Annotated in this window: 11 protein-coding genes; 3 read left to right on the top strand and 8 right to left on the bottom strand. The window is 68.3% G+C overall.

Annotation, left to right across the window (positions count from 1 at the left end):
• Positions 1-529 precede the first annotated feature (529 nt).
• The 3 genes from QM841_RS41040 to QM841_RS41030 all read left to right on the top strand — a co-directional run bounded on the left by QM841_RS41040 (position 530) and on the right by QM841_RS41030 (position 1723).
• Positions 530-778 (top strand): alpha/beta fold hydrolase, encoded by a 249-nt coding sequence (locus QM841_RS41040; RefSeq protein ID WP_005569242.1) that lies wholly within the window; start codon positions 530-532, stop codon positions 776-778.
• A gap of 281 nt (positions 779-1059) precedes the next feature.
• On the top strand, positions 1060-1209 hold the full coding sequence (locus tag QM841_RS41035; protein ID WP_283336507.1) for a hypothetical protein: 150 nt from the start codon (positions 1060-1062) through the stop codon (positions 1207-1209).
• Positions 1210-1342: 133 nt separating this feature from the next.
• Positions 1343-1723 carry a hemophore-related protein gene (locus QM841_RS41030; protein WP_283336506.1) on the top strand — a complete coding sequence of 127 codons (381 nt, stop codon included), beginning with the start codon at positions 1343-1345 and terminating at the stop codon, positions 1721-1723.
• Positions 1724-1729: 6 nt separating this feature from the next.
• Here the strand turns inward: QM841_RS41030 and QM841_RS41025 are convergent, their stop codons facing one another.
• From QM841_RS41025 to QM841_RS40990, 8 genes are all read right to left on the bottom strand, one after another.
• Entirely contained in the window at positions 1730-2710 is a 981-nt protein-coding gene (locus QM841_RS41025; RefSeq protein WP_283336505.1) for a 2-hydroxyacid dehydrogenase, read from the bottom strand.
• Complete coding sequence (gudD, locus tag QM841_RS41020; protein WP_016884543.1) at positions 2710-4050, bottom strand: glucarate dehydratase; 1341 nt, start codon at positions 4048-4050, stop codon at positions 2710-2712. Before gudD ends, QM841_RS41025 begins: the two co-directional genes overlap by 1 nt.
• A 121-nt stretch (positions 4051-4171) precedes the next feature.
• Entirely contained in the window at positions 4172-4888 is a 717-nt protein-coding gene (locus QM841_RS41015) for a sulfite exporter TauE/SafE family protein (RefSeq protein WP_169695018.1), read from the bottom strand.
• Positions 4885-5895 (bottom strand): ABC transporter ATP-binding protein, encoded by a 1011-nt coding sequence (locus QM841_RS41010; RefSeq protein ID WP_283336504.1) that lies wholly within the window; start codon positions 5893-5895, stop codon positions 4885-4887. Before QM841_RS41010 ends, QM841_RS41015 begins: the two co-directional genes overlap by 4 nt.
• Positions 5888-6916, bottom strand: coding sequence for an ABC transporter ATP-binding protein (locus tag QM841_RS41005; protein ID WP_283336503.1), 1029 nt, complete (start codon positions 6914-6916; stop codon positions 5888-5890). Before QM841_RS41005 ends, QM841_RS41010 begins: the two co-directional genes overlap by 8 nt.
• Positions 6913-7941, bottom strand: coding sequence for an ABC transporter permease (locus QM841_RS41000; RefSeq protein WP_054246765.1), 1029 nt, complete (start codon positions 7939-7941; stop codon positions 6913-6915). The genes QM841_RS41005 and QM841_RS41000 overlap by 4 nt, the downstream gene beginning before the upstream one ends.
• A gap of 12 nt (positions 7942-7953) precedes the next feature.
• A complete protein-coding gene (locus QM841_RS40995) occupies positions 7954-8880 on the bottom strand; it encodes an ABC transporter permease (protein ID WP_005256530.1) in 927 nt (308 codons plus the stop codon).
• 67 nt (positions 8881-8947) lie between these two features.
• Entirely contained in the window at positions 8948-10531 is a 1584-nt protein-coding gene (locus QM841_RS40990) for an ABC transporter substrate-binding protein (RefSeq protein WP_283336502.1), read from the bottom strand.
• Positions 10532-10572 lie beyond the last annotated feature (41 nt).

Here is a 10572-nt window from a genome sequence, read left to right as displayed (position 1 = left end):
CGCACACACCATCACTTCTGGCACACTCGCCAGCCGCTCCGGGGCAACTTTTCCAGCTTATCTCATCGGACTGACCGGCGCAAACCGGCACCCGCTGAAGACATTCCGGGGTTGAAGCACAACCATACACGATGGTGAACTTCGGATTGGTCAGGCACTTCGTACAACCTCGTTGCATCACCAGGTGGTGAATGTCGGTGTCCGTGTCGCTCTGACTTGGAATAAGTTACGCGAACCGCACGCGATATTCCAAATCGCCTGGTCGCGGGGATTCGCACGCTGAACTCCGCCGGATCTGCCATTCGTGCCGGCGTGCACCGTCAGACCAGAAGCGTGCACGCTGAGCCGGTTTAGCAGGTCCGAAAGCTCGACGGTGGGACCGTCGCTCCCATTGCCACTCGCTCTTCATCGGGGAGTCCTCATCGAGAAGTACGGCATACCGGCAGTCACCACTCTCGGCGGCACCGAGATCCCCTACAAGGACCGGGGTGCCGGCCGCCCGTAGTCCTGAGCCACGGGTGGCCGCTCAATGCGGACAGCTGGGAAGCGCAGGACCGACCTCGCGGCGCTACTCGAGCACCTCGACCTTCACGACACCACGCTGGTCGGTCTCTCGACCGGCGGTGGTGAGGTGAGTAGATACGCCGGACGGCACGGGACCGGCCGGGTCGCCCAGATCGTGCTCGCCTCGGCGGTGCCGCCATTCATGCTGCAGACCGCCGACAACCCCGACGGCATCCCGGTCGAAGCCTTCGATTCTTCGGCGCAACCGACCTGACAGTCACCCGTCCCAGGGTGTACGCGACTCGTTCTGGTCGCAGGCAAATCAGGGGGGTCACCACAACGCCTACGAAGGCATCGCCGCGTTCTCGGCGACGGACTTCCGAGCTGACCTCGACAAGGTCGACGTCCCCACCCTCGTCATTCACGTGACGACGACCAGACAGTGCCGTTCGATGTCGGCGGCAAGAAAGTCATCCGCGCGGATCGACGGCGCCGTGCTCGCGGTCTACCTACACCTCGTGGCATCCCCTCACCCGAGACGAAAGGATCACAGTCATGAAAGGTCACACCGCAGCACCCGACACCCTCGACCTCGTCCACGGGCTGTGGATGACCCCACACAGCTGGACGGGCGCCTGGCTGACCCGGAGTTCGATCTGCTCCACGAACCTGCCGAACGCCGAACGCCGATCGGTGGGCTGCTGACGTGCGGCCTTCGCGTTGCGCACCATCTTCGGAGTCCAGTTCGCCGCACCAATTCTCAGACGGTCCTCAGGAAAGTCACAATTCGGGCCCCTATCGTTTCCCCGGCAAACCAACCGACATGGGAGGACTCGTCATGAACGTTTCACGAGCACGTCTGCAATTCGGTATCGCCGCCGTCGGCGCGATCTCCGCCGCCCTCGTGATCCCGGGCATCGCCTCCGCCGATCCAGTCGACTCTGACTCCGCCCGCCTCGTGAACTCCACGTGCAGCTTCGCGCAGATCGATGCGGCGATGCACGACGTGACTCCGCAGCTCGCCGCGCGCCTCGACCAGGCACCCGAGCGCAAGGCTCAGCTGGCGGACTTCTTCTCGAAGTCCCCGGCCGACCGCCAGGCCGTCCTCGACGCCCACCCGCAGCTGAAGAGCCGACTGGACACCGTGCCTACCGAGGGACCGGCCGTCGAGTGGCGCGCGAAGGCGCTGGCGATCGCCGAGACCTGCGGTAACTACTGACGCACGCTAGCCGGGGCGGACGGTGCGCAGGACCGTCTGCCCCGTGTCCAGCCTGCGGATGTTGTCGGTGATGTCGCCGACCCGGCCGACGAACGTGTGGTCGGTGACGCCGGACGAGTGCGGGGTCATCAGGACGTTCGGCAGATCGCGGAACGGCAGCGCGCTCGGGGCGCCGTGACCGCCGGCGTCGGGGTAGGAGTACCAGACGTCGATCGCCGCGGCCGCGATCCGGCGCGACGCCAGCGCGTCGTACAGCGGCTGTTCCTGGACGAGGAGGCCGCGCCCGACGTTGATCAAGATGCCATCGGGGCCGAGCGCGTCGAGTTCCGCGCCGCCGATCATGTCGCGGGTGTGATCGTTCAGGGGCGCGGACACCACCACGACGTCGGACTCCGTCAGGAGCCGGAGCAGCGACGTGTTGCCCCCTGCCCAGGCGAGGCCTTCCTCGGCGGCGTCGAGATTTCCCCGCCCGGTCACGGCGCAGCCCTCGGACCCGAACGCGCGCAGCACGTTCCACGACCGCCGGCCGATGTGACCGAAGCCGACGAATCCGACCCGCGCGCCCCGCATCGACCGGGACTGCGCGATCGCGTCGTCGTACACCGAGGTGGCCCACACGTCGCCGCGGAGGGCGCGATCGTGCCGGAGGAATCCGCGGCGCAGCATCAGCGCCGCCGACACGATGTACTCGGCGATCGAGTCCTCGTGGTGGAAGGTGTTGGCCACCAGGGTGTCCGCGGGGAGCGCGGCGAACGCCACGTTGTCGGTGCCCGCGCCGGCGACGTGCAGCAGGCGCAACTTCGGCGCAGCGGCCGCCATCGCGGCGGTGAACCGGCCGCCCACATAGACGTCGGCGTCGGCGAGGTCGGCGACGATGGCCGACTCGTCGAACGTCCGATGCCACGACACCGTCGCACCGGACGGCAGCCCCGACTCGAACAGTTCGCGATGCGGCAGCAGGTTCCGATCGCCGACGACGACCTTCATCAGGCGCGCACCAACGCCGGGCGCTTGCTGTCGAACGTCCAGCCGGGCACCAGGAACTGCATGCCGATCGAGTCGTCGCGCGCGCCGAGCCCCTTCTGCCGGTACAGCTCGTGGGCGGCCTCGACGCGGTCCATGTCGAGTTCGACACCGAGGCCGGGGGTCGACGGCACGGTGAGGTAGCCGTCTTCGATCTCGAACGGGTCCTTCGTGATCCGCTGACCGTCCTGCCAGATCCAGTGCGTATCGATGGCGGTGATGTCGCCCGGAGCCGCGGCCGCGACGTGGGTGAACATCGCGAGCGACACGTCGAAGTGGTTGTTGGAATGCGAACCCCACGTGAGACCCCACGCGTCGCAGAGCTGGGCGACGCGGACGGATCCGTTCATGGTCCAGAAGTGCGGGTCGGCGAGCGGGATGTCGACGGCGCCGGAGCGGATGGTGTGCCCCATCTCGCGCCAGTCGGTGGCGATCATGTTGGTGGCGGTCGGCAGTCCGGTGGCGCGCTTGAATTCGCTCATCACCTCTCGACCGGAGAAGCTGCCCTCGGGGCCGACCGGGTCCTCGGCATACGCGAGAACGTCTTTCAGCCCGCGGCACGTCTCGATCGCCTCCGACAGCAGCCAACCGCCGTTGGGGTCGAGGGTGATCCGGGCGTCGGGGAATCGCTCGGCCAGCGCCGTCACGGCCGCCGCCTCCTCGCGGGGTGCCAGGACGCCGCCCTTGAGCTTGAAGTCGGCGAAGCCGTATCGCGCCTGAGCCGCCTCGGCCAGCCGCACGACCGCGTCCGGTGTCAGCGCCTCCTCGTGCCGCAGGCGCAGCCAGTCGTCGGACTCCGCCGCACCCGACTGGTACTCGAGGTCGGTCTTGTTGCGGTCGCCGACGAAGAAGAGGTAGCCGAGCGCCTGCACCTTCTCGCGCTGCTGCCCCTCGCCGAGCAGGGCCGCGACGGGAACACCGAGGTGCTGCCCGAGCACGTCGAGGAGTGCCGACTCGACGGCGGTGACGGCGTGGATCGCAACTCGGAGGTCGAACGTCTGGTTGCCGCGGCCCGCCGCGTCCCGGTCGGCGAACGTGCGTCGCAGATCGGCGAGAACGCCGTTGTACTCGCCGATGCTGCGCCCGGTCACGATCGCGCGGGCGTCTTCGAGGGTACGGCGGATCGGTTCACCGCCGGGCACCTCGCCGACACCGGTGTTGCCGTCGGAATCGGTGAGGATCACCAGGTTCCGGGTGAAGTACGGGGCATGCGCGCCGGACAGGTTCAGGAGCATGCTGTCGTGTCCCGCGATCGGGACCACTCGCATGTCGGTGACGACCGGGGTGGTGCTCGTTGTACTCATCTCCGAAAACCTTCCTTCACAGCGCAGCGCCGCCCGTGAGGCGCCTCACAACCAAAACTCTAAGTGGCCCGATCGATACATGTCCAAGACTTGTTGAGCATCGAACGATGCAGACACTGCATCAGAGAAGCTGCTGTCCGATCAGCATCAACGCACCCACACAGGACACCGTGATCGACGCCCGGCGCAGGCGTGCAGCGTCCAGGTGGCGATTCACGAACCGCGACGCCACGTAGCCGAGCACCGTCGCCGGGATCAGCAGCAGGAACATCACCGCCGACTCGCGATGCACCGACCCCGTCGCGGCGAGAACGGCCACCGACAGCGTGGAGCCCACCAGGAAGAACGCGCTCATGTTGCCGCGCAGCTGCGCCCCCTTCGACCCCTGCATCACCAGTGCCATCGGCGGCCCGCCGATCGACGTGGCCGTGCCGAGCAGACCCGACGCGGCGCCTGCGACGGCGAGGTTCCGGCGTCGCGGCGGCGGTGCCCAGCCCAGCGTCGCGAAGACGACCCCGGCCAGCACCACGGCGGCGAGTAGCAGCGACAGCCCCCGTTCCGGCAGCACCACCAGCAGCAACGCGCCCGCGATCGTGCCCGGCACCCGGCCGGCCAGCGCCCACCCGGTGCCCGACAGATCGAGGGCGTCGCGTTCCCGCCACACCACCATCACCGTGACGACCGTCGCCGTCATGATCAGGGTCCCGGGCAGCAGGCCCGGGTCGACGAGCGCGACGACGGGTGCGGCGAGCATCCCCATCCCGAATCCGATCGAGGCCTGCATGCACGAGGCGAGGAAGACGGCGAACGCGATGATCGCGAACCCTGCCCCGCTCACCCGACCGCGACGGGAACGCCGAGTTCGATCGGACGCCGGGGGTGGTGGCATTCGGCGACGTGGCCGCTCTCCCGCTCGTCGACGGCGGCGGGCGGCACGGTGCTCGCGCAGATGTCGGTGGCGTGGGCGCAGCGGGTGCGGAACCGGCAGCCCGACGGCGGGTTCAGCGGCGACGGCACTTCACCGTCGAGGATGATCCGCTTGCCCCGGGATTCGGCGTCCAGCTTCGGTGCCGCCGACATCAGGGCCTCGGTGTACGGATGGGCGGGACGGTCGAAGACGGCGTCCGTCACACCCGTCTCCACGATCCGCCCGAGGTACATCACGGCGACGCGGTCGGCGACGTGCCGGACCACCGACAGGTCGTGCGAGATGAACACGTACGAGATGCCGAGCTGCTTCTGCAGGTCGTTCAGCAGGTTGAGCACCTGCGCCTGCACCGACAGGTCGAGAGCCGACACGGGTTCGTCGCAGATGACGACGCTCGGGTTCAACGCCAGGGCACGGGCGATCCCGAGTCGCTGCCGCTGACCGCCGGAGAACTCCTGCGGGTACCGGTGCTCGTCGCTCGGCCGCAGACCCACGAGGTGCAGCAGTTCCCGCACCCGTGCCGCCCGGTCGCGGCTCGTCTTGTACATCGTCTTGTGGGTGCGCCACGGCTCGGCGATGATGTCGGCCGCCGACATCCGGGAGTTCAGCGACGCGTACGGGTCCTGGAACACCATCTGCACCCGGCGGCGCAGCGCCAGCAGGTCCTTGCCCTTCAGCGAGAACGGGTCGACGCCGTCCCAGGTCACCGAACCGGAGTCGGGGCGCTCGAGCATCATCAGCGTGCGGGCGAGAGTGGACTTTCCACAACCCGATTCGCCGACGAGCCCGAGCGTTTCGCCGCGGGCGAGGTCGAGGTCGATGCCGTCGAGCGCGCGCAACTGATTCTTGCCCGCCGCGTTGGCAGGCACCTTGAACGTCTTGGTGAGGCCCCGCACCTTCAGAATCGACTCAGACATGCGAGATCTCCTCGGGGAAGTGGCACGCCGAGCGGCGGCCGTGTGTGGCGACGTCGGCGAGCGGTGGGCGGGTGGTGCGGCACAGGTCGCGGGCCAGCGGGCAGCGCGCCTGGTAGACGCAGCCGGACGGAATGGAGTGCAGGTCGGGCGGGGTGCCGCCGATGGATTTCAGGTCTTCGCCGCGGACCGCGTGCACGGGAACCGAATCGAGCAGCCCCTTGGTGTACGGGTGCTGCGGCGACGAGAACACCTCGGCGACCGGGCCCGTCTCGACGACGTTGCCCGCGTACATGATCGCGACGCGGTCGGCCTCCTCGGCGACGAGCGCGAGATCGTGGGTGATCAGGATGACGGCCATGTCGTGCTCGGTGCGCAGATCCCGCAGCAGCGACATGATCTGTGCCTGCACCGTGACGTCGAGTGCCGTCGTCGGTTCGTCGGCGAGCAGGACCGTCGGGCTCAGTGCGACGGCCATCGCGATCAGCAGGCGCTGCCGCATGCCGCCGGAGAACTGGTGCGGGTAGGAGTCGACGCGCGATTCGGGCTCGGGAATCCCTACCCTCTCCATCAGCGAGACCGCTTCCCGTCGCGCCTCTTTCGAGGACAGCCCGCGATGGATGCGGAACGGTTCGGCCAACTGCTTACCGACCGTGTACACCGGGTTGAGCGCGGTCAGCGCGTCCTGGAACACGATGGCGAGTTCGGTGGCGGCGAGGGTGCGGCGGGTCCTGGCCTTCGCCGTCACCAGGTCGACGTCGCCGAGACGGACCGAACCGTCGGTGATGTCGGCGATCGGTTCGAGCAGGCCGACGAGCGCCTGCGCGGTCATCGACTTGCCGCACCCCGACTCACCGAGCAGCGCGAGGGTTTCCCCGCGCCGCGCGGTGAACGACACGTGGTCGACGGCCCGGACCGTGCCCGAGGGGGTGCGCAGGTCGACGGTCAGATCCGCGACCTCGAGGGCGACGCGGTCGGTGTCTGCGACGTCGGGCGATTCGACAGCCGGTGCGGGTGCACTCATGAGACGACCTTTCGGGTGGGGAACAGCCGGGAGCGACGCGACCGCGGGACGGTCAGACGCCAGCGCTGGGCGGGGTCGGTGGCGATCCGCGCCCATGCCGCGAGCACGGTCGCCGACACGGTGGTGATCACGATGGCGAGGCCGGGGAAGAACGACAGCCACCACGCCGTCTGCAGGTACGTCCGGCCCTGGGACACCATCAGGCCCCAGCTGATGTCCGGCGGCTGGATGCCGATGCCCAGGAAGCTCAGCGACGACTCGGCCAGCATCACGTAGCAGAAGTCGAGGGTGGCGACGGTGAGCAGCGTCGGCAGCAGGATGGGGAACACGTGCCTGCGGATGACGGCTCCGCTGCGGGCGCCGAACGTGCGGGCGGCGTCCACGAACAACCGGCTCTGCAGTTCCGCCGACTCCGCGCGGGCGGTGCGGAGGTAGATCGGGATGCGGGTGATGGCCAGGACCAGGACGATGTTCGCGGCGCTGGGCGAGAACACGTAGAGGACGACGACGGCCATCAGCAGCGAGGGGAAGCTCATGATGACGTCGGCAACGCGCATCGCCGTCGTCTCCCGCCAGCCGCGGTGGTAGCCCGCCCACATGCCGACGAGGGACCCGATGATGCAGGACAGCGCGACCGCGGGCAGCGCCACCAGGAGGGTGGTGCGGCACGCGACGATCAGCCGGGCCAGCATGCTGCGTCCGAGCGGGTCGGTGCCGAGGATGTTCATCCACCCGTTCGCCACGTGGAACGGTGCGAGGTTGGACTGGTCGAGGTTCTGATCCGTCGCGGCGTCGCCGACGAGCCACGGGCCGAAGACGGCGACGAGGAACACGAACACCAGGATCGCCGCCGCGACCGTGGCCATCCGGTCCCGCAGGAGCAGTCGCCACAACGGCGCCTTGCTCCGGGACGGTTTCGGTGCCGGAACGGTTTCTCCGACGGGGGCAGCGACGGCAGGCGTCTCGTCGGGGCCCGGGTAGAGGTCGCCGGCGCCGTCCAGGCGGGGTGCGTTGTCTATGGACATCTCGGCGGCCTCCTAGACCTTGGACTTCTCACGGACACGCGCGTCGAGAAGTGCGTAGCCCGCGTCGATCAGGATGTTGAGGACGAAGATGCTGACCGCGGTCAGCAGCACCGCCGCCTGCAGTACTGCGAAATCGCGCTGCAGGATCGCGTCGATCATCAGCTTGCCGATGCCGGGCCATCCGAAGATCGCCTCGACGACGACGGCGCCGTTGACCAGGCCGACGGTGAGGTCGCCGGCCACCGTCAGCGCCGGAGCCGCGGCGTTCCGGAGCGCGTGATGGGTGACGACGCGCAGGTCGCCTGCGCCCTTACTCCGAGCAAGACGTACGTATGGTGCGGACAGCGCCGACACCATCGCGCCGCGGACCACCTGGGTGAGCACGCCGAGGGGCCGGATGAGCAGAGTCGCGATCGGCAGGATCCACGACAGCGCGCTTCCGGTACCCGACGTGGGCAGCACCCCCAGCACCACCGCGAAGATCCACACGCCGGTGATGGCGAACCAGAAATCGGGGATGCTGGCCGCGGTCATCGACAGCAGGCTCGAGATCCGGTCGGCGAGCGAATTCGGCCGGTACGCCGCCCAGCAGCCGATCACGATGGCGCCGATGATCGCGAGCAGCATCGTGAAGAACGCCAGCTGCAGCGTGGCCGGGAACGCCCGCAACGCCATGGTCGCGGCGGATTCACCGGTGCGCAGCGATTCGCCGAAGTCGAGGTGGGCAACCCCGGACAGGTAGTCGACCATCTGGCTCAGGACCGGCTTGTCGAGGCCGTTCTCGGCCGCGAACTCGGCGCGCTGATCCGGTGTCGCGGAGACCGGGAGGTAGAGGTTGGTCGGGTCGCCGGTGAGGCGGGCGAGCAGGAACACACCGAAGAGGACGACGAGGAGGGGTACGAGGCTGGTGTAGACGCGTCGGCGCAGGAAGGCGAACATGACTCACCGCCTTCGGATCGGGTTCGGTTGGGACATCTCAGTTCCTCCGGGGGGCTGGGAAGAGGGGTTAGCCGTTCGCGGATGTGTCCGCGTGGGTCATCTCGCTCAGGCGCATCTCGTCGCCGGTCGCGGAGTTGGGCGCGTACTGCACGGTCGGGGACTTGGCGAGCACCGCGTTCATGTGGGCGATGTACGCGAACTGCCGGATCTCCTTCGGCTCGTTGGCCAGTACCGAGGCGAACGCGTCCTGCCGGGCGTCGCCGACGAGTTGCTCGGCGGCGTCGATCTGCGCGTCGTATCCGGGCGAGCCGAAGTAGCTCTGGTATCCGTCGCTGCGCATGTACTGGTCGACGGTGAACTGCGCGTCACCCGCCTGGTTGCCGTGCTGGATCATCAGCAGAATCGGTCCGGTGCCCTGCGGGAACGGCCGGATCTGGTACTGCATCTGCCCGGCCGTGTCCATCATCTCGATCTTCACGTTCAGGCCCGCCTTGCTCAGCGAGTTCTGGATGACCTCGATGGTCTCGTTGATCTTCGGGAACTGGCCCGTGCGCCCGATCAGGCGGATCTGGTTGTCGACGGGAACGCCGTCGGCCTTCGCCTCCGCCACCAGTTGCGCGGCGCGATCGGAGTCGTAGGGGGTCGGCTGCAGGTCGGGGTCGAACCCGACGATGCTGCTGCCGACGAGTTGCCCGGCCGGCTCGCCGAGGCCCTGGAACAGTGCCTTGACGATCCCCTCCCGGTTGACGGAGAGGTCGATGGCCTCGCGGACGCGGTAATCGTCGAGCGGAGGTTCGGTGGCCATCATGCGTAGCGCCGTCGTCTCGTTGTTGGGGTAGGCGACACCGAGGTCGCCCGCGCCGTCCTCCGGACCGAGGTACGTGGCGAGTTCGGCCTCGTCGTTGGTGACCATCGCGGCGCGGACGCTGCCCTCGGTCCGCCACTGGTAGATCGCCCGCGTGTACTCGGGCGCCATGCCCCAGTACGTGTCGTTGCGGACCAGCGCGAGTCGCTGCCCGTGATCCCAGTAGTCGATCTTGTAGGGGCCGGTGCCGATGGGATCGCGCACCTTGTCCTGGGCGTCGGTGGTGGAGGGCACCATCTCCACGAACGAGATCCGCAGCGGAAGGATCGGGTCGGCGACGGGAGTCTGCACCGTCACGGTCGACGGGTCGATCGCGTTCACCACGAGTTCGTCGTCGCCGAAGACGTACCCGTCGACGTCGCAGCCGATGGTGGAGTTGACGGTGCGATCAATCGAGAAGGCGGCGTCCTCGGCGTCGAAGACGCTGCCGTCGCTGAACGTGACGCCCGGACGGATCCGGAACGTCCAGACCGTGTCCGACGTCTGCTCCCATGAGTCGGCGAGCTTCGGTTCGAGATCGCCGGTATCGGCGTTGCGTTCCACCAGCGGCTCGGTGATGTTGGAGCGGACGACGACTCCGGTTGAGGTGAGTGACGCGTCGCAGGGTTCGAGCGTGGGCGGCTCCTGCGGGAGCACGATCCGCAACGTGTCGGGGCTGGCGGCGTCGCTGTGGCTCGAATTGGCCACCGAGCAACCTGTGACCAGAGCCGGCACCGTCAGTGCGGCGGTGGCCGCGACGACGGCGCGGTAACGGGTTCCCTGCTGCAGCGAACGTGCAGGGCTCATGGTGTCCTCCGTAGGGATGTGTCGCGTACTCGACGCGAGTG

The sequence above is a fragment of the Rhodococcus sp. IEGM 1307 genome, from assembly GCF_030056915.1.
Lineage (GTDB): Bacteria > Actinomycetota > Actinomycetes > Mycobacteriales > Mycobacteriaceae > Rhodococcus_F > Rhodococcus_F opacus_D.
Note: the sequence above shows the minus strand (reverse complement) of the source record. Positions and strands in the feature narration are given on the sequence as shown.

Coding starts and splice junctions, on each gene's coding strand:
- QM841_RS41010 (WP_283336504.1), bottom strand. CDS start 5,895: ATGTCTGAGTCGATTCTGAAGGTGCGGGGCCTCACCAAGACGTTCAAG.
- QM841_RS41040 (WP_005569242.1), top strand. CDS start 530: ATGCGGACAGCTGGGAAGCGCAGGACCGACCTCGCGGCGCTACTCGAG.
- gudD (WP_016884543.1), bottom strand. CDS start 4,050: ATGAGTACAACGAGCACCACCCCGGTCGTCACCGACATGCGAGTGGTC.
- QM841_RS41005 (WP_283336503.1), bottom strand. CDS start 6,916: ATGAGTGCACCCGCACCGGCTGTCGAATCGCCCGACGTCGCAGACACC.
- QM841_RS40995 (WP_005256530.1), bottom strand. CDS start 8,880: ATGTTCGCCTTCCTGCGCCGACGCGTCTACACCAGCCTCGTACCCCTC.
- QM841_RS40990 (WP_283336502.1), bottom strand. CDS start 10,531: ATGAGCCCTGCACGTTCGCTGCAGCAGGGAACCCGTTACCGCGCCGTC.
- QM841_RS41000 (WP_054246765.1), bottom strand. CDS start 7,941: ATGTCCATAGACAACGCACCCCGCCTGGACGGCGCCGGCGACCTCTAC.
- QM841_RS41025 (WP_283336505.1), bottom strand. CDS start 2,710: ATGAAGGTCGTCGTCGGCGATCGGAACCTGCTGCCGCATCGCGAACTG.
- QM841_RS41030 (WP_283336506.1), top strand. CDS start 1,343: ATGAACGTTTCACGAGCACGTCTGCAATTCGGTATCGCCGCCGTCGGC.
- QM841_RS41035 (WP_283336507.1), top strand. CDS start 1,060: ATGAAAGGTCACACCGCAGCACCCGACACCCTCGACCTCGTCCACGGG.